We start from the raw sequence: 23,373 nt of genomic DNA, 5'->3' as shown, positions 1-23,373 counted from the left end.
TTTACTCGGCGGACGGCGTGGCGTCCGCGGCTGGGGCCTTTTCGCCCAAGAGCAGCGCGCGCGCAACCAGCAAAAGCACGCCGAGCGTGATGCACGCATCGGCGACGTTGAAGATCATGAAGGGGCGGAAATCGCCGAAATGCAGGTCGGCGAAGTCGACGACATAGCCGAAGCGCACGCGGTCGACGATATTGCCGAGCGCGCCGCCGAGGATCATCGCGAGCGCGATCACATCGCCCTTCGCCTGTTCGCGCGTCATCCAGAAGGCGACCGCGGCGGCGACGATCCCGGTCACCGCGACGAGCGTCCAGCGCGTCGTGTCGGTGCAGCTCGCGAACATCGACAGCGAAATGCCGCAATTTTCCGCCCAGGTCAGGTTGAAGATGCTCGCAAGCTCGATCTGCCCCTTGGCTTCGAGCGACAGGGGGACGGTGACGACCCATTTGACGATCTGGTCGAGGATGAAGGCGGCGGCGGCGAAAATCAGGCCGAAGCGCAGATAGGGCGAAAATGTGCTGCTCATGCCGAAGTCAATACCGTGTCGCAGCGATTGCACAAGCTGCCGTCGGTCTCGACCTCGGGCAGGTGGCGCCAGCAGCGGCCGCATTTATGGTTTTCGGTGCGGGTGACGGTCAGCTCGTTGCCCGCGCGCGCGACCGATACGATGAACGCCTCTTCGAGCGCCGCGGGGTCGAGCGCGGGATCGGGTATCGTCACCTCGGCTTCGAGGCTCGAGCGGATCGTCTTTTCGCGGCGATAGGGCTCGATCGCCTCGGTCACCGCTTCGCGCTGGGTCCGCACGCCCGCCCATTTGGCGGTGAGCGCGGCGTCGTTCCACGCGGCGTTGATTACCGGCCACTCCAGCAGATGGACGCTGCCCGCGTCGGGATAGCGCGTGCCCCACACTTCCTCGCTGGTGAACACCAGCACCGGCGCGGCGTAGCGGACGAGCGCGTGGAACAGGATGTCGAGCACGCTGCGATAGGCGCGGCGCGTGTCGGTGCCGAGGGGTGCGGCGGGGCCGAGGTCGCAGTAGAGGACGTCCTTGCGGATATCGAAATAGAAGGCCGACAGGTCCTCGTTGCAGAAATCGGCGAGCAGGCGCGTGTAGCTGTTATAGTCGAAATCATCGACCGCGCGGGCCATCTTCGCATCGAGGTCGGCGAGCAGCGACAGCATATAGCGTTCGAGCTCGGGCATCGCCGCAACGTCGGTGACGCGTTCCTCTTCGGTGAAACCTTCCAACGCGCCGAGCAGGTAGCGGAAGGTGTTGCGCAGCTTGCGATACTGGTCGGCGACGCCGGTCAGGATCTCCTTGCCGATACGGTGGTCCTCGGTGAAGTCGACCGACAGCGCCCACAGGCGGAGGATGTCGGCGCCATAGTCGCGCATCAGGTCGATCGGGCTGATCGTGTTGCCGAGCGACTTCGACATTTTGAAGCCCTTGGCATCCATCGTGAAGCCGTGCGTCAGCACCGCCTTGTACGGCGCCTGCCCACGCGTGCCGCAGCTTTCGAGCAGCGACGACTGGAACCAGCCGCGATGCTGGTCGCTGCCTTCGAGGTAGAGGTCGGCGCTGTGCGTCGAACCATCGTGGCGCACGAGCGCGGGCCAGCGGCCGCTTTCCAGCACGAAGGCGTGGGTGCAGCCCGAATCGAACCAGACGTCGAGAATGTCGGTGATGCGCTCGTAGTTCGCGGCGTCATAGGCAGCGCCGAGATACTCCTGCGCGCGCGCGTCCGACCATGCGTCGACGCCGCCCTCGCGGACGGCCGCGACGATGCGGTCGTTGACGATCGGGTCGTTCAGATAATGACCGGTCTTGCGGTCGACGAAGAGCGTGATCGGCACGCCCCACGCGCGCTGGCGGCTCAGCACCCAGTCGGGGCGGTCCTTGACCATGCTGCCGATGCGGTTGCGGCCCTTTTCGGGAACGAAGCGCGTGCGATCGATCGCATGCATTGCGGCCTGCCGCAGCGTCGGCGCGTCGCAAAGACCTTCCTCGGCGGGGTTGATCGCGCCGCCTTCGGACTCCCAGCGCTGCTCGCGCGGCGCCTTGGGCTCGATATGCGTCATCACCTTGTCCATCGGCACGAACCATTGCGGCGTGCAGCGATAGATGACCTTGGCCTTCGAGCGCCAGCTGTGCGGATAGCTGTGCTTGTAGTCGGCGCTGGCGGCCAACAGCCCGCCGGCTTCGCGCAGATCGGTGCAGATCGGGCCGTCGGGGGCGTTGAACTTCGGGTTGATGACGCTGCCCTGACCGCCGAGCCAGCCCCAGTCCGCGCGATATTTGCCGTCGCCCTCGACCGCGAAGACGGGGTCGAGCCCGTTCGCCTTGCACAGGTCGAAATCATCCTCGCCATGGTCGGGCGACATATGGACGAGGCCGGTGCCGCTGTCGGTGGTGACGAAATCGCCCGCGAGGAAGGGCCGCGGGCGCGCGAAGAAGCCGCCGAGCGCGTGCATCGGGTGACGGGCGATGGAGTCGGCGAGGTCGGAGCCTTTGCCCTGCCAAACAATGTGAGGCGCGGTCATCACTCCCGTGCCATCCTCTTGCGGCCGGATGCCAAATTTGCCCGGAAATGCACGGCGCGAAAATTCCACCAATAGCGGCAGAGCGACCAGATAGCCTCGGCCGTCTACTTCGGCCATCACATACTCAACCTCCGGCCCATAGGCCAAAGCCTGGTTGACCGGGATCGTCCACGGGGTCGTCGTCCAGATCACCGCATGCGCGCCGACCAGTTCGGCGATCGGGCTTTCCGTGATCTCGAACGCGACATCGATCTGGGTCGAAACGATATCCTCATATTCGATCTCGGCCTCGGCGAGCGCGGTCTTTTCGACCGGTGACCACATCACCGGCTTGGCGCCGCGATAGAGCATGTCGTTCGCGGCGAATTTGAGCAGCTCGCGCACGATGGTGGCCTCGGCCTCATAATCCATCGTCAGGTACGGATGGTCCCAGTCGCCCCCGATGCCGAGGCGCTTCAACTGCTCGCGCTGGGTGTCGACCCAATGCTGGGCATAGGCGCGGCATTCGGCGCGGAATTCCTCGACCGGAACCTCGTCCTTGTTGAGCTTTTTCTTGCGATACTGCTCCTCGACCTTCCACTCGATCGGCAGGCCGTGGCAGTCCCAGCCGGGCACATAGGGCGCGTCCTTGCCCTTCAGCGTCTGGGTGCGGACGACCATGTCTTTCAGGATATGGTTGAGCGCATGGCCGATGTGCATGTCGCCATTGGCATAGGGCGGGCCGTCGTGGAGGATGAACTGGTCGCGGCCCTTGCGGCTCTCGCGAATCTGCCCCTCGAGATCGCCCTCGAGCCATTTCGCCAGAATCAGCGGTTCCTTCTGCGGCAGGCCGGCCTTCATCGGGAAGTCGGTCTTGGGCAGGAAGACGGTGTCGCGGTAGTCGAGAGCGTCGGTCATGGTCGCGGCGCTTAGCGCAGATTTGGGCGGGAGCAAAGAAATTGGGAGCGGGATGATAGCTGCGTCGTCAGACGTCGGCCAATAGCCTGCGGGCCTCGTCGCAATCGGCCGCGATCTGCGCCATCAGCGCGTCCATATTCTCGAACTTCGCCTCGGGCCGGATGAAGGCGTGGAAGGCCACGTCGATTTCCTGCCCGTACAGATCCTCGGCGAAGTCGAAGAAATGCGGTTCGAGCAGCTCCTTCGGCGGGTCGAAGCTCGGGCGGATACCGAAATTGGCGGCGCCCTTCAGCACGCGGCCATCCGGCAGGCGGCCTGTAACGGCGTAGATGCCGTAGCGCGGGCGCAGATACTGCCCCATTTCGAGGTTGGCGGTCGGAAAGCCGAGCAGCCGGCCGTTCTTGTCGCCATGCTGGACGGTGCCGCGCACGGTGAAGGGGCGCGTGAGCAGGCGCGCCGCGGTGGCGCAGTCGCCCGCCTTCAGCGCCTCGCGGATGCGGCTCGACGAGATCACCTCCGCGGCGTCGTCGACCGGCGCGACCATTTCGGTGAAGAAGCCGAGGCGGCGCGCATGGTCGGCGAGCGTCACGACATCGCCGCCGCGGCCCTTGCCGAAGACGAAGTCGGCGCCGGTGACGACCCCCGCGGCGCCATAGCGATCGAGCAGCAGCCCGGTGATGAAATCCTCGGCCGTCGTCCCCGCGAGCGCGGCGTCGAAGGGCAAGACGAGCATCGCGTCGGCGCCCGCTTCGGCAAAGAGTTCCTGCCGCTGGTCGAGCGTGGTCAGGCGGAAGGGCGGGACGTCGGGCTTGAAGAAGCGCACCGGATGCGGGTCGAAGGTCGCGACGATCGCGGGAAGCCCCTCGTCCTTCGCATGATGGACCGCGCGGCCGACGACCGCCTGATGCCCGGCGTGAAAGCCATCGAAATTGCCGAGCGCGATCACCCCGCCGCGCAAGCGCCCTTCGATGCGGTCGTGGCCGTCGAGGCGGATCATGGCGCCGAAATCGAGGGCGGCGGCGTGAGGGGCACGAGCCCCGCCCCCAGCACGCGGATCGCGTTGCCGCCCATGACGGCGCGGATTTCGTCGTCGCTGAACCCCGCGTCGATCAGCGCCTGCGTCACCTGCACCAGCTTCGACGTGTCGAAGCGCACCGTCGTGGCGCCGTCATAATCGCTGCCGAGCGCGACATGCCGGATGCCGACGAGGTCGCGGACATGCTTCATCGCCTTCGCGATGCTCGCGGGCGAGGTGTCGCAGACCGCGGCGTCCCAATAGCCGACGCCGACGAGCCCGCCCGTCGCGGCGACGCCGCGTATCTGTTCGTCGGAAAGGTTGCGGTTGACCTGGCACGTCGCCTGCACCCCGCCGTGGCTCGATACCACGGGGCGGCGCGCCATTTGAAGGATGTCGGCGACGCAGGCGACCGAGCAATGCGCGATGTCGACGATCATGCCCTTCGCCTCCATCGTTTCGACCACCTGCCGCCCGAGCGGCGTCAGCCCGCCCTTCTTGAGGCCGTGCATCGATCCCGCGAGGTCATTGTCGAAGAAATGGGTGAGCCCCGCCATGCGGAAGCCGGCGGCATAAAGCTTGTCGAGGTTGGCGAGCTTGCCTTCGAGGACGTGCAGCCCCTCGATGCTGAGCATCGCGCCGATGGGCGGCGCCTTGCCCCCGCGCGCGGCGAGCAGCGTGTCGAGATCCTCGGGCGCATCGACCGCGCGCAGCGCGCCCGCCGAATCGGCAACCGCGCGGTGCAGCTTTTCGGCGTGCCAGAGCGAGCGTTCGAGCAGCGAATTCCACGTCCGCACGGGCTGGAGCTGCGCGATCACCAGGCTGGTGATATTGTCGGTGTCGCCGCTATTGGCGTCGTAATTCTGCCCCTTGGGCGACTTGGTCGTGCTCGCGAGCACCTGCAGCGCGACGTTACCGTCCTCGAGCCGTGGCAGGTCCATATGGCCGCGCTCGGCGCGGTCGAGGATGCTGCGTTTCCAGAGCAGGGTATCGCTGTGCAGGTCGACGATCGTCAGCGTCTTGTGAAGCGCCTGCGCGCGCGCGCTGACCTGCGGCAGCGGCTTGCCGTCGATCTGATTCATTCCGCGTTCGATCATGCCCGGAGCCAGCGCAAAAAAGGCGAGCGCGGCGAGAGCGACGATGAGCAGGATGCCGATGATCCAGCGGCGCATCGCCTATTTCCTCGCCAGCGTGACGAAGCTGTAGGCGGGGCGGCCGGCCTCGTCGGCGGGATGGTCCTCACGCGCCGTCTCGCGCCAGTCGGCGGCGGGGGGATAATCGATGCTCGCGTCGCCCTTGGGTTCGAGCGCGACTTCGGTCAGCTCGATGCGGTCGGCGAGCGGCAGGAAGAGGCGATAGATTTCGGCGCCGCCGATCACCATCACATGCGGCGCGTTGGCGAGCTTCAGTGCTTCCTCGATCGTGCCGACCGGCTCGGCGCCTTCGTCCTGCCATTCGGGATCGCGCGTGATGACGATGTGGCGCCGGCCTTCGAGGATCGCGGGCAGGCTGTCAAAGGTCTTGCGCCCCATGATCATCGGGCGGCCCATGGTGAGCTGCTTGAAGCGGCGAAGGTCGGCGGGCAGGTGCCACGCCATCTTGCCGCCGGCGCCGATCACGCCATTGGCCGCGCGGGCGAGGATCAGCGTGATTTCGGGTCGGTTCATAAGGGTCCGTACTCGATTGCAGCAGCGTCGAGGCGCTCAAATGGCGAACAGATCGAGCCGAAAGACGCGCCGGGAAGGCTGGTTGCCTTTCCAAGCGACTTTCGGGCCGAGATGGAAGCCATTTGAGCGTCCCGAAGGGATTTGATCAAAATGGCCCATTGCTTCGTCGAGAAGCCTTGAAATATCGGCATATGTCTGCGCCTTCTCTCCTCGCACTGGGCCATTTTGCTTCAAACCTCGACGCTGCTGCAATCGAGTACGGACCCTTTGGGAGAGGCTCCAACCCATGTGGCGTGGCCGAGTTTGCGCCCGTCGCGCACCTCGGTCTTGCTGTAATGATGGACGTGACAATTTTCGTCGGCGAGCAGCGCGGGGACATCCGCGATGCCGGCGCCGATCAGGTTGCGCATCGTGACGGGCAGCGCGCGCGTCGCGGTGCCGCCGAGCGGCAGGCCCGCGACCGCGCGGATATGATTTTCGAACTGGCTGGTCACCGCGCCCTCGATCGTCCAGTGGCCGCTGTTGTGGACGCGCGGCGCCATCTCGTTGAAGACGGGGCCATTGTCCGTCGCGAAAAATTCGCCGGTGAGGACGCCCACATAGTCGAGCTCCTCGGCGATCTTCGCCATCAGCGCGCGGGCTTCCTCCTGCTGATCGGCAACGATTTGCGGCGGCGGCAGGCTCGAGGTGGCGAGGATGCCGCCCTCATGGACGTTGACGGGCGAATCCCAGAAGCGAACCTCGCCGTCGATACCGCGGACGAGAATCACCGAAAATTCATGCGCGAAGGTCACGAAGCCTTCGAGCACCGCGGCGTGGCGGCCGATCGCTTCCCATGCCGCATCGGCGTCGCCCGACGTCCCGAGCCGTGCCTGCCCCTTGCCGTCATAGCCCATGCGCACCGTCTTGAGGATCGCGGGCGCGCCGACCTGTTCGAGCGCCATATCGAGCGCGGCGCGACCCGGCACCGCGGCAAAGGGCGCGGGACGGCCGCCGAGGCCGGCGACGAAATTCTTTTCGGCGAGGCGGTCCTGCGCGATTTCCAGTCCCTCGTGCCCGGGGCGGATCGCGACATGCCCCGACAGGAAGCGCACCGTGTCGACGGGGACGTTTTCGAATTCATAGGTAATGACGTCGCAATGCGCGGCAAAGGCCGCGAGGCGCGGCTCGTCGTCCCACGCCGCCTGCGTGTGATGCGCGGTCACTTCGGCCGCGACGCTTTCGGCATCGGGGGCATAGACATGGACCTTGTAGCCGAGCTGCGCCGCCGCGAGGCCCAGCATCCGGCCGAGCTGGCCGCCGCCGAGGATGCCGATCGTCGAACCGGGAGGTAGCAAGTCGGGGTCCTAGCCTTCGCGAACGGGAACGGGGGCGACGCTGTTCGTCTGCGTCTCGCGCCACGCGACCAGCTTGTCCGCGAGGGCCGCATCCTCGTTGGCGAGCAGCGCTGCGGCGAAGAGGCCGGCGTTGGTCGCGCCCGCCTTGCCGATCGCGAAGGTCGCCACCGGAATGCCGCCGGGCATCTGGACGATCGAATAGAGGCTGTCGACGCCGCTCAGCGCCGCCGACTGGACGGGGACGCCGAGCACGGGCACGCGCGTCATCGACGCGACCATGCCGGGCAGATGCGCGGCGCCGCCCGCGCCCGCGATGATCGCCTTCAGCCCGCGCTCGGCCGCGCTCTTGGCATAGGTGACGAGGCGGTCGGGGGTGCGGTGCGCCGAGACGATCTGCACTTCGTGCGCGATGCCCAATTCTTCGAGGATCTGGACCGCGTGTGCCATCGTCGGCCAGTCCGACTGGCTGCCCATGATGACACCGACTTGCGGTGCGTTGTCGCCCATCGCCCAATCCCTCCTGCGGCGGCATGAATCGCCGCCGCCTTCCCCCTAGAGCCTGTCTTGTCGAGATGGAAGCATCGAGATCGCGTTGGGGGGATTGCTGGCAAGGAACGGGGCGCCGCGCGGGCAGGTTGCCCGTGCAAGCGCCGCGACGCCGTCCAGCAGTCCCCCCAACGCGACCCCTTCGGGGCGGGCCGATTTTGGCCCATTGCAGCGTTGCTCGTCGGTCACGATGCGAGAACATCGCTCCCTCCTCGCGCCTCGCTATGGGCCAAAATCTGCTCCGTCGCGATGTTTCCATCTCGACAAGACAGGCTCTGACGGCTGCGCTTCGCGCGGGCAACGCCGTGCAATTGATGTCGGGCGCGTTTACCGATTGGTATCAAGTCGCGGCTAGGGTTGCCGCATCATATCCGTCGGCATCCCGCCGGTGGAGGGGTAGGGCGCGCCGGGGACAAGGCATGGATAGCATAGGGGGGGCACGGATCGCGGTCGACCAGTTCGCCGCCGTACCCGTTGACTCCATTGAGGACCAGCTGCGTGAGATACGCCGGGAACGCGACGCCTTGCGCCGCGAGAACCGCGTGTTGAAGATCGCCGTCGCCGAACTGGAGCGCGTGTCCGAACGCGACACGCTGACCCCGCTGTTCAACCGCCGTTATTTCCTGACCGCGATTCACCACCGCATGGCACGCTTCGAACGCCACGCCGAGCGTGCCGCGGTCGTCTTCATCGACGTCAACCAGCTCAAATATATCAACGACAATTTCGGCCATGCCGCGGGCGATTTCGCGCTGATGGAAATCGCCAAGCGGCTCGCGGGTTCGATCCGCGCGACCGACGTCGCGGCGCGCATCGGCGGCGACGAATTCGGCCTGATCCTCGATCAGTCGAGCGAGGACGGCGCGCGCGCGCAGGTCACGCGGCTGTGCGACGTGCTGACCGCGGCGCCCGCGCATTATGACGGGCACGAGATCGCCCTGTCCGCCTGTTTCGGAGTCGCGATGCTCCAGACGGGAATGAACGAATCGGACATATTGGCGGCCGCCGACCGCGACATGTATCGCTGCAAGCAGGGACAGGGCGGGCCTGTGGGTCACCGCTAACCGCGCGTTAACCAAAAGGGCGCATCGTTCCCTGACGACAGGGGGTGGACGATGCGAAACCAGACCGACCCATATCTCGACATTCAGAACCGGATCACCGGCCAGATCGGCGCACTCGCCGAAGCCTTGCCGCATTGCGCGCTGGCGCAGATCGTGCAGGGGATCGACGATATTCGCTGCCTTGCGCGCGACAACGGCTTCGCCGCGGTCGAAACGCTGGCGAGCCGCCTCGAATCGGCGGTGGCGGGCGGCGGCTATCGCGCCGCGATCCTGACCTATCTCGACGCGATGAGCGACGCGGTGCAGGCGCCGCGCGGGCCGATGCCGGCGGCTGCGCACGAGGCGTGGCTGGCATCGGTGGCGAGCCGGCTCGGGCATTGACCCCGCACGCCTGACGATCCAGATCCGACGTCATGGACGCAATCATGCTCGCGCTGGTGGCGGTGCTGCTCGCCAATGCCGACGGGCGCAGCGGAATCGCGCTGTCGCGACTCGTCAGCGTGCGCAGCGACCGGCGCATCACCGTCGGCATCGCCTTCGGCGCTTTCATCATCAATGCGGTCGTCGCCGCGACCGCCGGGGCGATCGCGAACCGGATGATCGGCCAGGGCGTCGCCGCCCTGCTCGTCACGCTCGCGATGCTGTCGGCCGCGGTGGCGCTATTGTGGCCGATGAAGCCCGCTCGTGAGGAAGGAGATGGCGACGCGCCGGCGCCGCTATTCGCGGGACGGATGCTCGCGAACCAGTTCGGCGACCGCAGCCATTTCCTGATCGCCGCGCTCGCCGCGACCAGCGGCGCGGGGCAATGGGCGGCGGCGGGCGGGCTCGTCGGCTGGACGCTGTCGATGTTGCCTTTCCTCGCTTTCGGGCCGGCGCTCGCCGAGCGGCGCGCGGCGCGCGGCCTGCGCTGGGCGGCCGCGGGGATCCTGATGATCTGGGGCCTGCGCACCGCGCTCGGCGCCTTCGGACTGATCGGCTGATCGATCGATAGGAATGAGTTTCATCGTTTTTGTCGATGATGCTCATCCGAAGCTTCAATGGGAAAATGTCATCCCGCTTCGCTATATCGGCGGGGTAACAGAAAGGATGCTCCCATGTCCGAGAAGACCAACAATGCTCCCGCCGTCGCCGACGCGCTCAACGCGCTGCTCGCCGACAGCTTCGCGCTCTATCTCAAGACCAAAAATTATCACTGGCACGTTCAGGGCCCCCGCTTTCGCGAACTGCACCTGCTGTTCGACGAACAGGCGGCGCAGATTTTCGCGACGACCGACCTGATCGCCGAGCGCGTGCGCAAGAATGGCGCGCCGACGCTGCGCTCGATCGGCGATATAGGCCGCCGCGCTTCGATCCGCGACGACGATAGCGCGAACGCCGATGCCGAGACGATGATCCGCAAGCTGGCCGACGACAACAAGCTGCTGCTCGGCCAGCTCAAGGAAGTGAAGGCGGCTGCCGAAGCCGATGGCGACATCGCGACCAGCGGGCTGGTCGACGGCTGGGCCGACGAGACGCAGCAGCGCATCTGGTTCCTCGAGGCGACGCTCGGCTATTGAGCCGACGCTCCTCCCGGTGCGGACAGATTGCGTCCGCTTCGGGGTGGGAAGCGGACGGCAAACTACCCTCGCTTCGTCACCCCGGACTTGATCCGGGGTCCATTCGCGCAACGGTGGAAGGATGGATCCCGGATCAAGTCCGGGATGACGAAGCGGGGAAGATCCTCCCTGTCGCGCAGCGATGGGAGGTGGCGGCGCGAAGCGCTGACGGAGGCGCCAATGGCGCGACGTCTCCGCCCCTCCACCACCGCTTCGCGGCGGTCCCCCTCCCCACGGCCTCGCCGCAGGGAGGATTAAATGGCAACTACCGCGCGAAAGCAGTCACTCCGCGCCGACAAAGGAAAAGGGCCGCGAATTGCTTCGCGGCCCCTTCCATTTTCGCCTGACGGCTTCCGATCAGAAATCAGAAGACGCGGGCATATTGTTCGTTGCCGACGAAGCCGAGCTTGCCGACGCCGCTGCGCTTGATCACCGCCATGACATTGTCGACGACGATATAGCGCGCATAGGGGTCGGGCTGGACCTGCAATTCGGGTTCGACCGGCAGCGCCTTGGTCTGTTCCAGATATTGCGCCAGCTGCGCAAGGTCGACCGGCGTTCCGTTCCAGGTGATCGTCCCCGCGGGGTCGATCATCACCTTGTTCTTCTCGGGGTCGACATTGCTCTGGCTGTCGGTCGGGACCGGCAGGTCGATCTTCACCGCGTGGGTCTGGACCGGGATGGTGATGATGAACATGATGAGGAGCACGAGCATGACGTCGATAAGCGGCGTCGTGTTCATGTCCATCATCGGTTCGTTTTCGTCCCGATCTCCAACTGCCATGGACATGCGATTATTCCTTCATTCCTAAACGGAAGGCCGCCTTAGAGGCGACCCACCGTGCCCGAGCCAGGAGCCGGTTCGGAAATGAACCCGATCTTCTGGAAGCCGGCATATTGCATCGTATAGATCACGCCGCCGATGCACTGGTACGGCGTGTTCACGTCGCCGCGGATATGCACTTCGGGGAAGTTCTCTTCGGTGATGTTCTGCGGCCCGCCAATATCTTCGAGCAGCTTTTCAAGCTTTGCCTGCCCGCGTTCGAGCAGCTGCCGCGAATCGACCGGGGTCTGGCCCCAATAGACTTCGCACGCGCTGCTGTCGGCATTGGGCTCGCCGTCACCGTCGGTATCGGCCGAACGGATCGACAGCAGCACATTTTCGGGCTTCGTCGTCGTCGGCTCGAAGACCACGTCGGGCAGCTTGAGGTTCACCGTCTCCAGCACCACGGGAACCGTGATGAGGAAGATGATGAGCAACACAAGCATGATGTCCACGAGCGGGGTCGTGTTGATTTCGGACATCGGGGCGTCTTCACCGCCACTGTCGCCTACACTCATCGCCATAGGATTAGCATCCTGTCACAAAATTACTGTCACGGACCTTGGGTCGTCGCGCCACCGGCGCCGCGCCCTTGTCCAGCGGACCCCGCCCCTCGCCGCGCGGCGAAGGGCGGAAATCCAGGAACCAATCAGGCCTTCTTCGGCGCCGCGGCCGGAGCAGCGGCCTTCGCCGGGGCGAGCGTCGCCGGCTTCACCTGGCCGTTCGACATGATCGAACCGAGCACGTCGTTCGAGAAGGTCGACAGACGGCGGGCGATCGACTTGTTGCGGCTCTGCAGCCAGTTGAACGCGAGCACCGCGGGAACCGCGACGATCAGGCCGATGGCGGTCATGATGAGCGCTTCACCGACCGGACCGGCGACGGTGTCGATCGACGCCTGACCCGACGCACCGATCTTCACGAGCGCGCGGAGAATACCGATAACGGTACCGAACAGACCGACGAACGGCGCGGTCGAACCCACGGTCGCGAGGAAGGCGAGGCCCGAGTTGAGCTTCGAGTTGATGTGGTTCTGCGAACGCTCGAGCGTGCCGTGCATCCAGTCGTGGGCTTCGACGGGGTCGGTCAGCTTGTTATGCTCTTCGTTGGCGCGCAGACCGTCTTCGACGACCTGACGATAGGCGCTGTTCTTTTCGAGCTTCGACGCGCCGTCGGCGAGCGTCGGCGCACGCCAGAAATTGGCGTCGACCTGCTTGCCCTGGTTGATCACCTTGTTCTGCTCGAACAGCTTGGTGAACAGGATGTAGAGCGTGCCGATGAACATGATCAGCAGGACGAGGAAGGTGACCTGCGACACGATGCCGCCTTCGCAGAGCGCGGGGACGAGGCCGTAGGGGTTCTGGCCTTCTTCCTTCACGCACATCGATGCGGGCATCAGGCTCATGCCTGCGTCGTGAGCGGCAGCCGGCGCCGCAGCGGCGGCATTTGCGATCAGATTAAACATATAGGAAATTCCCTCTCAAAATATTCAAAATCGAAAACAGGTGGTCCGGCGCCGATCAGCGCGGAATCTGCCAACGGATACGGTTGCTGTAGGTGCCGCCCGTCGGGTTACCCGCGCGATCCTTGCCCGGATTGAACCGGCCGCGGCGCTGGATAAGCTTGCAGGTTTCGGCATCGAGATCGGCGTGTCCGCTCGACGAGGTCACGTCGCACGAGGTCACGCGGCCCTCGACATTATAAGTCACGCGGAAACCCGTCGTGCCTTCGCGTTCTTCACGCATGGCGCGCGCCGGATAGTCGTCGTTCGTCGCCCAGCGGCCCGGGTTGCCACGCGGCGTACCGGCCTGGCTGAGGTCCGGCGCCGGCGGAGCCGGGGGAGCCGGGGGCGTGAAGACCGGCGGCGGCGGCGTCGGCGGCGCTTTCGGCACCGACTGGACCGTATTGGTCGTCACCGGCGGCGGAATCGGCGACGGCGGCGTCACGACCGGCGGCGGCGGCGGCAGCTTGTTGTCCGGCGGCGGCGGCGGCGGCGGCTCCTCCGGCGGCGGCGGCTCTTCGACGTCCACCACATCCAATTTTTCGGCGATCTTCTTGACGATACTGATATTCAAGCCGTTAACCAGGCCATAGCCCAGAACTGCCGTAAACAGACCAACCAAGACAATCGCCACTACCCTGTTTTTAGGGTCGACATTATCACCATAAGCCATTCAGGGACGACGCTCCTTGCTAGATCATCCTGACACCAATTCCCAACCCTCGGGACGGTTGCCAAATGCCCGGATGATTTCCGATGCGTTTTCACAGACCCGACGGCGCTACATCCGGCTTATTATGTTTTCGCCGGACGCTTCGCGGCCCGTCCTATCGCGGTGGCGGCACATTCGCAAACCCTTTATCAGCGGTTAATGTGCCATGTCCCATGATGGGGATTCAGGCGCCGATACCGGTGTCACAGATGATGGAAAGTAGATCGACCATGCGCCTCCCTCACCCGGCCGCTATCGCCGGCATATTGACCTTGAGCTTTGGAATCCCAAGCGTTTCCGCAATGCAGGCGCCAGCGGGCGCCGCGGCGGCAAGCCCCTACACCTATGCCGACATCGCCGATCTGGCGACCGCGGCGCCGATCGTCCTGCACGCGCGCATCCGCGACGCGACCGACCTGAAACCCGAGCGAGCGCCCGGAGTCGCGGCGGGTCACGTCCGATTCTACGTCGAAGCCGACGTCGTCAGCCTGATTCGCGGCAGCGGCCCGCTCGCGTCGCGAATCTCCTATCTCGTCGACCTGCCGCTCGATGCGCGGGGCAAGCCGCCCAAGCTCAAGAAGAAGCAGCCGGTGCTGATTTTCGCCGGCCCCGTCGCGGGTTCGGCAGCGGGCGCCAACAGCACCGGCAGCGTCCGCCTGATCGCCCCCGACGCCCAGCTGCCGTGGGATTCCGCGACCGAAGCGCAATTGCGCGCGATACTGACCGAGCTGGTCAAGCCCGGCGCGCCACCCGCGATCACCGGCATTGCCAACGGCTTCCATGTCCCGGGGACGCTTCCCGGCGAGGGCGAGACGCAATTGTTCCTGAACACCTCGACCGGCGACCCCGTATCGCTCACCGTGCTGACCGCCGCCGACGGATCGCGGCGCTGGGCGGCGGCGTTCGGCGAGATCGTCGATGGTTCGGCGGCGGTGCCGGCGCGCGACACGCTCGCCTGGTATCGTCTCGCCTGCGGCCTGCCGCGCCAGCTGCCGCTCAACAAGCTCGCGGGAACCCCGCCCGAGGACCGGCGCAAGGCGGCGTCGGACTATGCCGTCATTCTCGGCGCGCTCGGCGACTGCACACGCACGCGCAAGCCACTGGTGGATTGATAGAACTTCTTCGCCTGGCGGCGAAGGCGGCACCGGCCCGCTCCCCCGCCCGGCCTCCCATAGGCTACTATCGTGAGGGAGGCCGGGCGGGGGGAGCGGGCCGGTGCCGCACGTTTTCGCATCGCGGCAACAGAAAAGCTTCCTTGTTTCGCCCGGAAAAGCCGATAGGGCGCTCGCGATGGCGGGGCGAGGCTCCGTAGTTTTATGGAGTCCCCCCGCATGTCGCCCTATTCCGCCCCGACCGCTCCCCGTCCGCCGCTGCGCGTCGCGCTCGCGGGGATCGGCGTCGTCGGCGGCGGTGTGGTGCGGCTGCTCGAGGCGAACCGCGAACTGATCGCGCGCCGCGCGGGCCGGCCGATCGAGATCGTCGCGGTGTCGGCGCGCGACCGGCACAAGGACCGCGGCGTCGACCTGACCCGCTATCGCTGGGAAGATGATATGGACGCGATCGTCGCGGCGGACGACGTCGATGTCGTCGTCGAGATGATCGGCGGCGCCGACGGATCGGCGCTGACGCTCGCGCGCCACGCGCTCGGCGCGGGCAAGGCGCTCGTCACCGCCAACAAGGCGATGATCGCGCATCACGGGCTCGACCTCGCGCGGATCGCCGAGGAAAAGGACACGCCGCTCAAATATGAAGCCGCGGTCGCGGGCGGTATTCCCGTCATCAAGGCGATCCGCGAGGGCGCGTCGGCGAACGAGATCGCGCGCGTCTATGGCATCCTCAACGGCACCTGCAATTATATCCTGACCCGCATGGAACGCGACGGCGCCAGCTTCGCCGACGCGCTAACCGCCGCGCAGGCGGAGGGCTATGCCGAGGCCGACCCGAGCTTCGACGTCGACGGAATCGACGCCGCGCATAAATTGTCGATCCTCGCCGCGCTCTGTTTCGGCACGAGGCTCGACATCGACGCGGTGACCGCCGACGGGATTCGCGGGCTGATCGCCGCCGACATTCGCGAAGCCGAAGCGCTCGGCCACCGCGTCCGCCTGATCGGCATGGCCGAACGCGACGGCGCCGACAAAGGCGGCGGCCTCTACCAGCATGTCCAGCCGTGCCTCGTCCCCGCCGACCATCCGCTCGCCTATGTCCCCGGCGCGCTCAACGCCGTGGTTGCCGAGGGCAATTTCGTCGGCCGCCTCTTCTTCGAAGGTGCCGGCGCCGGCGCGGGACCGACCGCGTCCGCCATCGTCGCCGACATCATCGACATCGCGCGCGACGAATATGGCCCCGCCTTCGCGATGCCCGTCGACGCGCTCGACGCGGCGCCCGCCGCCGATGCCGGCGCGCGCGTCGGCAAACATTATGTCCGCCTGATCGTCGAGGACCGGATCGGCGTGCTCGCCGAAATCGCGACGGCGATGCGCGACGCCGGCGTGTCGATCGAAAGCCTGATCCAGCGCGGCAGCGAGGACGGCGACGGCGTCGTGATCGTGCTCGTCACCCACGAAGGCCCGGCGAGCGCGATCCACGCGGCGCTCGGCATCCTCGGCGCGTCGGACTATGTCGTCGGCGCACCGATGCATATGCCGATCCTCGCGCTTTAAGGCTCTTCTTCCGGCGCCGCAGGCTCGCCGTTCTCGGGGTCGGTGCGCTCCTTCGCCATTTCATAGAGCGCATTATATTCGGGGCCCGGCTTCATCCGGCCGCCGATCGAGATCCAGTTATAGGGCAGCTTGTCGAGCGTCATCGCGCTCGCTTCGGCGCGCGGCAGCTTGGGCGGCGCCTCGCGCCCCTCGTTCGCGATCGCGCGCAATTCGGGGGTCAGGCGGTGGCGTTCGGTGTCGGTGCCGCACACGTTGATCGATCCGTCTTCGGCGGGTTTGCAGCGCCGGATCGGGTCGACCAGCTCCTTCGCGTTGGCCGCGGCGCTTTCGGCATCGCGCGGCGGCGGCGGGGCGGGCGGCCCCTGCACCTGCGCCGCGGCTGGCGCCATCGCGATCATGGCGCCGGTCATCGCCCCGGTCATCGCGATGACACAGCTCAGGGCGAAAGCGGCACCGAATCGGGCGAAGCGTTCTCGACAAGTGGCGCGGGCGACCATATGGCGCCCACCATGCCGACGCGGCGCAGCAAGTAAAGACGGAGAGTGATCGAGATGACGGATACCGGCAGCAACCTCGACCGGGTGCTCGTGCTCGAAATGGTGCGCGTCACCGAAGCCGCGGCGATCGCCGCCGCGAAGCTGATCGGCCGCGGCGACGAGAAAGCCGCCGACGCCGCCGCGGTCGAGGCGATGCGCACCGCCTTCAACACCCTCTATATGGACGGCACGATCGTCATCGGCGAGGGCGAGCGCGACGAGGCGCCGATGCTCTATATCGGCGAGAAGGTCGGCAACGCGCCGGGCAAGGGGCCCAAGATCGACATCGCGGTCGACCCGCTCGAAGGCACGACGATCACCGCCAAGGCCGGCCCCAACGCGCTCGCGGTGCTCGCGATCGCCGAGGAAGGCTGCCTGCTCAACGCCCCCGACGTCTATATGGACAAGCTTGCGGTCGGCGCCGGCTATTCGCCCGATGTCGTCAATTTCGACAACAGCGTGCGCCAGAATGTCGAGGCGGTCGCGCGCGAGAAGGGCTGCAAGCCCGAACAGATCATCGTCTGCGTACTCGATCGCCCGCGCCACGAGGCGATCATCGCCGAACTGCGCGCGATCGGCTGCGGCGTCGCGCTGATCCCCGACGGCGACGTCGCCGGCGTGATCGCGACGACCAACCCCGACACCAATATCGACATCTATATGGGGTCGGGCGGCGCGCCCGAGGGCGTGCTCGCCGCCGCGGCGCTGCGCTGCGTCGGCGGCCAGTTCAAGGGCCGCCTGCTGTTCCGCAACGACGACGAGCGCAAGCGCGCGAAGAAATGGGGCATCGAGGATCTCGACCGCGTCTACGACCTCGAAGACCTCGCCAAGGGCGACGTCATCTTCGCCGCGACGGGGGTCACCGACGGATCGCTGCTACGCGGCGTCAAGCGCCGCCGCGACGGCGTGATGACCACCGAAACGGTCGTGATGCGCGCCTCGTCCGGCACCGTGCGCTGGGTCAAGGGCGAGCACCGGTCGCATTGAAGATGGGTTGAAGGCGGCTGAAGCTGTCATCCTTCTCCCCTCCCGCAAGCGGGAGGGGAGATCAGCTCAAAGCCGCGCGCGCATCCCCTTCAGCAACCCCCGCCAATATTCCCCCAGCCGCCGCTGGAACAGCATCAGCTCGAACCCGTGCCGCGCGACGTGGCTTTGCGGGATGGCGTCCCAGCCGCGATGCTCGACGGTCACGCGCGTTTCGGCGCCGACCGCCTCGAAGCGCACATCGACCTCGGTCGTCTGGTCGTCGCGGAAGCTCGGCAGGCGCCAGGCGAAAGTCAGCCGCTCACCCGGCAGCCAGTGGCGCACCGCGCCGATCTCCCACTCGGCGCCATCGTCGAAGCGCGTGACGAGCCGCCCGCCCGGCCCCGCGGGATCAAAGCGCAGCGCGCCGTCGCCGTGCCGCGAAAGCTGGAACAGGGGATGGCTCCGCCACCATTGGCCGATATCGCGCGTGAAGGCCGTGAACGCCGCTTGCGGAGTCGCCGCGACGCGCAGCGCGACGATCACCGCCGCCCCGCTCATGGACCGCCCTCGACATGCGCCTTGAACGCGGCGAGCTGGTGCGACCACAGCGCCTCGGTCTCGGCGAGCCATTGCTTGAGCTCGGCGGTCGCGCCGTCCTTCAATCGATAGATGCGCACGCGCGCGTCGAAGGTCGGATGCCCGTCCTCGACCAGCCCGCCTTCCTTCAGCGCGCGCAGATGCCGGCTCATCGCGGGCGGCGCGAGGCCGAGCGCGCCCGCCAGCTCGCCCGCGCTGCGCGGGCGTTCGCCCAGCAATGCGATCGCGCGCCGCCGTTTCGGGTCGGCGAGCGCGCCCAGCATCCGGTCGAGCGCGGCGCTCAATCGTCGAGCCGCGTCTTGGTCGTGAAGCCGCCCGCCGCGTCCCACTCGTCGGCGCTCTTGTCCTCGACCGTGACGCCGAATGTCCAAATATGCCCCTCGGGGTCCTTGGCGCGGTAGGTGCGGTCGCCGTAGAATTGCGTTTCGGGTTCGGCGACGATGTCGGCGCCGGCGGCGCGCGCATGCTCGCAATGCGCATCGATATCCTCGCCGCGGCCGAGCTGGACGTGCACCGTCTGGCTATTCTTGCCGCCGAGATTCGCGGGGCTACGATGCTCGTCCGACCATTCATTGCCGATCATGATCGACGAATTGCCATATTCCATCTCGCTGTGCGCGAGATTGCCCTGATCGTCGAGCAGCACGAAGACGGGCTCGAACCCGAACGCGTCCTCCAGCCAGCGGAACGCCGCCTTCGCGTCCTTGTAGCAGACGGCGCTCGAAAGCCCCTTGGAACGCGGATGATCGGCCATGTCCTGTCTCCCGATTCGCCATATGATTTCTCAATTATAGAATATTTTCACAAAAATGAAAATACTCGCCGATATGCGTCAAGATGATAAAGCAGCGCGATGACCGACGACCTCCGCCACCATATCGACGAAGCGATGACACGCGCCGCCGCGCAGCTCGGAAAAGGGCGCGTCGCCGACTATATTCCCGCGCTGGCGAAGGTCGATCCGGACAAGCTCGGCTTCGCGCTCGCCCTCCCCGACGGCACCGTCCACAGCTCGGGCGACGCCGACGAGCCCTTCTCGATCCAGTCAGTGTCGAAGGTCTTCACGCTCGCGCTTGCCCTCCGCCGTGTCGGCAGCGCGCTTTGGGACAGCGTCGGACGCGAGCCATCGGGTTCGGCGTTCAACTCGATCGTTCAGTTGGAAAGCGAGCAGGGCATACCGCGCAACCCGCTGATCAACGCCGGGGCGCTCGCGACGACCGACCGGCTGATCGACGGCCGGAGCGGCGATGCGACCGTCGATGAGATCGTCGATTTCATGCGTGCGCGGGCGGGAGACGACAGCGTCGAAATCGACTTCGACGTCGCTTTCTCCGAATCCGACACCGGCGCGCGCAACCGCAGTCTCGCGCATTTCATGGACGCCTTCGGCAACCTCACGCATCCGGTCGAAACCGTCGTCGGCGTCTATTTCCGCCAATGCGCGATCGCCATGTCGTGCTGCCAGCTCGCGCGCGCCGGGCTGTTCCTCGCGATGGAGGGCCGCGATCCGCTCACCGGCGAGCAATTGATCGAGCCGCACCGCGCGCGGCGCATCAACGCGATTATGATGCTGTGCGGTCATTACGACAATAGCGGCGAATTCGCCTTCCGCGTCGGCCTGCCGGGCAAGAGCGGCGTCGGCGGCGGCATCCTCTGCATCGCGCCGGGGCAGGGATCGATCGCGGTCTGGTCGCCTGCGCTCAACGAAGCGGGAACGTCGCTCGCCGGCGCGGTCGCGCTCGAACATTTCGCCTATGCGGCCGGCTGGTCGGTGTTCGACTGAGCCTCAGTCGTCGGCGAGCAGCGCCAGCTTCACCCGCGCGGTACCGCTGCGCTGCATGCCGATTTCGCGCGCCGCGGCGTGGCTGACGTCGATCACGCGGCCGTGGGCGAAGGGACCGCGGTCGTTGATGCGGACGATCACGCTGTCGCCGGTGGTCATGTTGGTGACGCGCACCTTGCTGCCGAAGGGCAATGTGCGGTGCGCCGCGGTCAGCTGACCGGGATCGAACCGCTCGCCGCTCGCGGTGCGGTTGCCGGCAAGCTCGTTGCCGTAATAGCTCGCCATGCCGCCGTCGATTTCGGTTTCTTCGATAATGTCGGCAAGGGGAATCGCGCTGGCCGCGACGGCGGGAATGGCAGCGGCGTCACTGTCCTGTGCAGCGGCCGACGCAACGAGCATCAGCGGCATCACCATGGTTACAAGAGCCCGCATGGCATCCTCCCTTTTCGGTGAGAGCGCCAAAAGCAGCGGCGGCCTGCCGAAACAAGCCGCCGCGCGTTAAACTGAATATATTTCGCGTTCGAAAGTGCGTTTTGGCCCGTTTTTTAAGGAACCAAAGCGAAATCAGACGTCGAGATTCGCCACCGAAAGCGCGTTCGTCTGAATGAAATCGCGTCGCGGTTCGACTTCGTCGCCCATCAGCCGCTCGAAGATTTCGTGCGCGACATCGGCCTGTTCGGCCTCGACGCGCAGCAGCGAACGGTTGGCGGGATCGAGCGTCGTTTCCCAGAGCTGCTCGGCATTCATTTCGCCCAACCCCTTGTAGCGGCTGATCGCGAGCCCCTTGCGGCTGTGCGCGAAGATCGCCTCGAGCAGTTCGGACGGGCGCGTGACCGGATTGGCCTTCGCGTTCGTCGCGGCGGGAACGTCGCTCTCTTCGCCGTCGGCAACCTCGGTTTCGACCTCGGCCGCCGCGCCGCTCGCCTTCACCAGCCGGCCGGGGCGCGCATAGCTTTCGGCTTGTTCGGCGGCGAGCTTGTGCATGCGGCGCGCCTCCTGACTGGCGAGGAAGCCCGCGTCGATCGCATGATGATCGCTGACCCCGCGCCAGCGGCGTTCGAGCGTGTAGCCGCCGCCCTCGACCGCTTCGACGGTCCACAAGGCTTCGGCCCCGCCGGTCAGCGCGCGCTCGGCGGCGTTGAGCCAGGTCGCGGCGGTCGCGGCGGCGCTGTGGCGCCCTGCCGTATCGAGATCGGGATCGAGCGCGCCGGTGAGCGCCAGCGCCTCGACCAGCCCGTGATTGAGGGTACGCGGCACATAACGCATCAGCGCGCGCAGCCGCCGGCCGTGATCGATCAGCGAGCGAAGATCGGCGCCCGAGCGCGCGCCGCCGGCGGTTTCGAGCAGCAGCGCATCGATGCCTGCGTCGACAAGGTAATTCTCCAGCGCGGTGTCGTCCTTCAGATACACCTCGCTCCGCCCCTTCGCGACTTTATAGAGCGGCGGCTGGGCGATGTAGAGATGGCCGTTCTCGATGATCTCGGGCATCTGGCGATAGAAGAAGGTGAGCAAAAGCGTGCGGATATGCGCGCCGTCGACGTCGGCGTCGGTCATGATCACAATCTTGTGATAGCGCAGCTTTTCGAGGTTGAACTCGTCGCGAATCCCGGTGCCGAGCGCCTGGATCAACGTCCCGACTTCCTTCGACGAGATGATGCGGTCGAAACGCGCGCGCTCGACGTTCAGAATCTTGCCCTTCAAGGGCAGGATCGCCTGCACATGCCGGTCGCGGCCCTGCTTCGCCGATCCGCCTGCCGAGTCACCCTCGACGAGGAAGAGTTCGCACTTCGAGGGATCGCGTTCCTGACAGTCGGCGAGCTTGCCGGGGAGCGAGGCGATATCCATCGCGCCCTTGCGCCGCGTCAGCTCGCGCGCCTTTTTCGCGGCCTCGCGCGCCGCGGCGGCGTCGATGACCTTCTGGATCACCGCCTTGGCGTGCGCGGGATTTTCCTCGAGCCATTCGGTCATCCGGTCGGCCATCAGGCTTTCGAGCGGCTGGCGGACTTCGGACGAAACGAGCTTGTCCTTGGTCTGCGACGAAAATTTCGGATCGGGCAGCTTGACCGAGACGATCGCGGTCAACCCTTCGCGCATATCCTCGCCGGTCAGCGAGACCTTCTCTTTCTTGAGGATGCCCGACTTGTCGCCATAGCCGTTCAAGGTGCGCGTCAGCGCGGCGCGGAACGCCGCCAGGTGCGTGCCACCATCGCGCTGCGGGATGTTGTTCGTGAAGCAGAGGACATTTTCATAATAGCTGTCGTTCCACTCGAGCGCGACGTCGATGCCGATGCCGTCGCGCTCGCTGCTGATCGCGATCGGATCGGGCAGCAGCGCATTCTTGTTGCGGTCGAGATATTGGACGAACGCTCCGATTCCGCCCTCGTAGAAAAGGTCGTGTGTTTCATGCTCGGCATGGCGCGCGTCGACGAGCTTGATGCGCACGCCCGAATTGAGGAAGGCGAGTTCGCGATAGCGATGCTCGAGCTTCTCGAAATCGAATTCGGTGACATTCTTGAACGTGTCGGTCGAGGCGCAGAAGGTGACGCGCGTGCCCTTCTTGCCCGCGGGCGCGGGGCCGGTGACCTTCAAGGGCGCGACCGAATCGCCATGTTCGAAGCGCATCCAATGCTCTTCGCCGTCGCGCCAGATCGTGAGTTCGAGCCATTCGGACAGCGCATTGACGACCGACACGCCGACGCCGTGCAGGCCGCCCGACACCTTATAGGCATTGTCGTCGCTCGTATTCTCGAACTTCCCGCCCGCGTGAAGCTGGGTCATGATGACCTCGGCCGCCGAAATGCCTTCCTCGGCGTGGATGCCCGTCGGGATGCCGCGGCCATTATCTTCGACGCTGACCGATCCGTCGCTGTTGAGCGTGATGAGGACGAGGTCGCAATGCCCCGCGAGCGCTTCGTCGATCGCATTGTCCGAAACCTCGAACACCATGTGATGCAAGCCCGAGCCGTCGTCGGTATCGCCGATATACATGCCCGGGCGTTTGCGGACCGCGTCGAGGCCCTTCAATACCTTGATCGAATCGGCGCCATAGGCGTTGGCATTGGGCTGGTTGGAAGCTGCGCTCGGCGCTTCATTTTCAGGCGTGTCCGTCATATCGATTATATAGGGTCGCGGA

At 66.1% G+C, this 23,373-nt stretch carries 25 protein-coding genes; 8 read left to right on the top strand and 17 right to left on the bottom strand.

The features are described 5' to 3' along the window. Position 1: 1 nt before the first annotated feature. The 7 genes from lspA to purE all read right to left on the bottom strand — a co-directional run bounded on the left by lspA (position 2) and on the right by purE (position 7,961). Positions 2-523, bottom strand: coding sequence for a signal peptidase II (gene lspA / locus VFG17_RS02860; RefSeq protein WP_325027949.1), 522 nt, complete (start codon positions 521-523; stop codon positions 2-4). After that, a complete protein-coding gene (ileS, locus tag VFG17_RS02855) occupies positions 520-3,435 on the bottom strand; it encodes an isoleucine--tRNA ligase (RefSeq protein WP_325027948.1) in 2,916 nt (971 codons plus the stop codon). The genes lspA and ileS overlap by 4 nt, the downstream gene beginning before the upstream one ends. Positions 3,436-3,502: 67 nt before the next feature. After that, a complete protein-coding gene (locus VFG17_RS02850; protein ID WP_325027947.1) occupies positions 3,503-4,432 on the bottom strand; it encodes a bifunctional riboflavin kinase/FAD synthetase in 930 nt (309 codons plus the stop codon). Then, positions 4,429-5,622 carry a dipeptidase gene (locus VFG17_RS02845; RefSeq protein WP_325027946.1) on the bottom strand — a complete coding sequence of 398 codons (1,194 nt, stop codon included), beginning with the start codon at positions 5,620-5,622 and terminating at the stop codon, positions 4,429-4,431. Before VFG17_RS02845 ends, VFG17_RS02850 begins: the two co-directional genes overlap by 4 nt. A gap of 3 nt (positions 5,623-5,625) precedes the next feature. Continuing rightward, a complete protein-coding gene (locus VFG17_RS02840) occupies positions 5,626-6,117 on the bottom strand; it encodes a dihydrofolate reductase (protein WP_325027945.1) in 492 nt (163 codons plus the stop codon). Positions 6,118-6,347: 230 nt separating this feature from the next. Next, positions 6,348-7,454: a 5-(carboxyamino)imidazole ribonucleotide synthase gene (locus tag VFG17_RS02835; protein ID WP_325027944.1), complete on the bottom strand. Its 1,107-nt coding sequence runs from the start codon at positions 7,452-7,454 to the stop codon at positions 6,348-6,350. 9 nt (positions 7,455-7,463) lie between these two features. Beyond that, positions 7,464-7,961: a 5-(carboxyamino)imidazole ribonucleotide mutase gene (gene purE / locus VFG17_RS02830; protein WP_325027943.1), complete on the bottom strand. Its 498-nt coding sequence runs from the start codon at positions 7,959-7,961 to the stop codon at positions 7,464-7,466. A 458-nt stretch (positions 7,962-8,419) separates the two neighbouring features. Here purE and VFG17_RS02825 point away from each other — a divergent pair, with 458 nt between their 5' ends. The 4 genes from VFG17_RS02825 (at position 8,420) to VFG17_RS02810 (ending at position 10,620) form a co-directional block, all read left to right on the top strand. Then, complete coding sequence (locus tag VFG17_RS02825; protein WP_325027942.1) at positions 8,420-9,064, top strand: GGDEF domain-containing protein; 645 nt, start codon at positions 8,420-8,422, stop codon at positions 9,062-9,064. A 51-nt stretch (positions 9,065-9,115) separates the two neighbouring features. Then, positions 9,116-9,445 carry a hypothetical protein gene (locus VFG17_RS02820; RefSeq protein ID WP_325027941.1) on the top strand — a complete coding sequence of 110 codons (330 nt, stop codon included), beginning with the start codon at positions 9,116-9,118 and terminating at the stop codon, positions 9,443-9,445. Between the two features lie 32 nt (positions 9,446-9,477). Further along, positions 9,478-10,044 carry a hypothetical protein gene (locus tag VFG17_RS02815; protein WP_325027940.1) on the top strand — a complete coding sequence of 189 codons (567 nt, stop codon included), beginning with the start codon at positions 9,478-9,480 and terminating at the stop codon, positions 10,042-10,044. Positions 10,045-10,158: 114 nt separating this feature from the next. Beyond that, positions 10,159-10,620: a DNA starvation/stationary phase protection protein gene (locus VFG17_RS02810; RefSeq protein WP_325027939.1), complete on the top strand. Its 462-nt coding sequence runs from the start codon at positions 10,159-10,161 to the stop codon at positions 10,618-10,620. 403 nt (positions 10,621-11,023) lie between these two features. Here VFG17_RS02810 and VFG17_RS02805 read toward each other — a convergent pair whose 3' ends face one another. From VFG17_RS02805 to VFG17_RS02790, 4 genes are all read right to left on the bottom strand, one after another. Further along, entirely contained in the window at positions 11,024-11,449 is a 426-nt protein-coding gene (locus VFG17_RS02805) for an ExbD/TolR family protein (protein WP_037555438.1), read from the bottom strand. A 35-nt stretch (positions 11,450-11,484) separates the two neighbouring features. Next, on the bottom strand, positions 11,485-12,006 hold the full coding sequence (locus VFG17_RS02800) for a biopolymer transporter ExbD (protein ID WP_325027938.1): 522 nt from the start codon (positions 12,004-12,006) through the stop codon (positions 11,485-11,487). A 125-nt stretch (positions 12,007-12,131) separates the two neighbouring features. Continuing rightward, complete coding sequence (locus tag VFG17_RS02795; protein WP_325027937.1) at positions 12,132-12,947, bottom strand: MotA/TolQ/ExbB proton channel family protein; 816 nt, start codon at positions 12,945-12,947, stop codon at positions 12,132-12,134. A 55-nt stretch (positions 12,948-13,002) separates the two neighbouring features. Then, positions 13,003-13,656: an energy transducer TonB gene (locus VFG17_RS02790; RefSeq protein WP_136175982.1), complete on the bottom strand. Its 654-nt coding sequence runs from the start codon at positions 13,654-13,656 to the stop codon at positions 13,003-13,005. A gap of 341 nt (positions 13,657-13,997) precedes the next feature. On the opposite strand from VFG17_RS02790, the gene VFG17_RS02785 reads away from it, so the two are divergent. Together VFG17_RS02785 and VFG17_RS02780 are read left to right on the top strand one after the other, a co-directional pair. After that, positions 13,998-14,807 carry a hypothetical protein gene (locus tag VFG17_RS02785; RefSeq protein WP_325027936.1) on the top strand — a complete coding sequence of 270 codons (810 nt, stop codon included), beginning with the start codon at positions 13,998-14,000 and terminating at the stop codon, positions 14,805-14,807. A gap of 219 nt (positions 14,808-15,026) precedes the next feature. Further along, on the top strand, positions 15,027-16,358 hold the full coding sequence (locus tag VFG17_RS02780) for a homoserine dehydrogenase (protein WP_325027935.1): 1,332 nt from the start codon (positions 15,027-15,029) through the stop codon (positions 16,356-16,358). On the opposite strand, the gene VFG17_RS02775 is transcribed toward VFG17_RS02780, so the two are convergent. After that, positions 16,355-16,768: a hypothetical protein gene (locus tag VFG17_RS02775; protein WP_325027934.1), complete on the bottom strand. Its 414-nt coding sequence runs from the start codon at positions 16,766-16,768 to the stop codon at positions 16,355-16,357. The genes VFG17_RS02780 and VFG17_RS02775 overlap by 4 nt on opposite strands. Before the next feature lie 141 nt (positions 16,769-16,909). On the opposite strand from VFG17_RS02775, the gene glpX reads away from it, so the two are divergent. After that, positions 16,910-17,881, top strand: coding sequence for a class II fructose-bisphosphatase (gene glpX, locus VFG17_RS02770; RefSeq protein WP_325028298.1), 972 nt, complete (start codon positions 16,910-16,912; stop codon positions 17,879-17,881). Between the two features lie 66 nt (positions 17,882-17,947). Here the strand turns inward: glpX and VFG17_RS02765 are convergent, their stop codons facing one another. The 3 genes from VFG17_RS02765 to VFG17_RS02755 are packed head-to-tail and all read right to left on the bottom strand — an operon-like array spanning position 17,948 to position 19,211. Beyond that, the gene (locus tag VFG17_RS02765; protein WP_325027933.1) at positions 17,948-18,418 is read right to left on the bottom strand and encodes an SRPBCC domain-containing protein; all 471 of its coding nucleotides are present in this window, start codon (positions 18,416-18,418) and stop codon (positions 17,948-17,950) included. Next, the gene (locus tag VFG17_RS02760; protein ID WP_325027932.1) at positions 18,415-18,741 is read right to left on the bottom strand and encodes a metalloregulator ArsR/SmtB family transcription factor; all 327 of its coding nucleotides are present in this window, start codon (positions 18,739-18,741) and stop codon (positions 18,415-18,417) included. Before VFG17_RS02760 ends, VFG17_RS02765 begins: the two co-directional genes overlap by 4 nt. Further along, complete coding sequence (locus VFG17_RS02755; protein WP_325027931.1) at positions 18,738-19,211, bottom strand: VOC family protein; 474 nt, start codon at positions 19,209-19,211, stop codon at positions 18,738-18,740. The genes VFG17_RS02760 and VFG17_RS02755 overlap by 4 nt, the downstream gene beginning before the upstream one ends. A 99-nt stretch (positions 19,212-19,310) precedes the next feature. Here VFG17_RS02755 and VFG17_RS02750 point away from each other — a divergent pair, with 99 nt between their 5' ends. After that, the gene (locus tag VFG17_RS02750; RefSeq protein WP_325027930.1) at positions 19,311-20,240 is read left to right on the top strand and encodes a glutaminase; all 930 of its coding nucleotides are present in this window, start codon (positions 19,311-19,313) and stop codon (positions 20,238-20,240) included. A gap of 3 nt (positions 20,241-20,243) precedes the next feature. Here the strand turns inward: VFG17_RS02750 and VFG17_RS02745 are convergent, their stop codons facing one another. Both VFG17_RS02745 and gyrB read right to left on the bottom strand, forming a co-directional pair. Beyond that, entirely contained in the window at positions 20,244-20,672 is a 429-nt protein-coding gene (locus tag VFG17_RS02745) for a septal ring lytic transglycosylase RlpA family protein (RefSeq protein WP_325027929.1), read from the bottom strand. A 132-nt stretch (positions 20,673-20,804) separates the two neighbouring features. Next, on the bottom strand, positions 20,805-23,351 hold the full coding sequence (gyrB, locus tag VFG17_RS02740; protein ID WP_325027928.1) for a DNA topoisomerase (ATP-hydrolyzing) subunit B: 2,547 nt from the start codon (positions 23,349-23,351) through the stop codon (positions 20,805-20,807). Positions 23,352-23,373 lie beyond the last annotated feature (22 nt).

The organism is Sphingopyxis sp. (genome assembly GCF_035686825.1).
Classification (GTDB): domain Bacteria; phylum Pseudomonadota; class Alphaproteobacteria; order Sphingomonadales; family Sphingomonadaceae; genus Sphingopyxis.
This window is presented reverse-complemented; position numbering and strand designations above follow the sequence as displayed.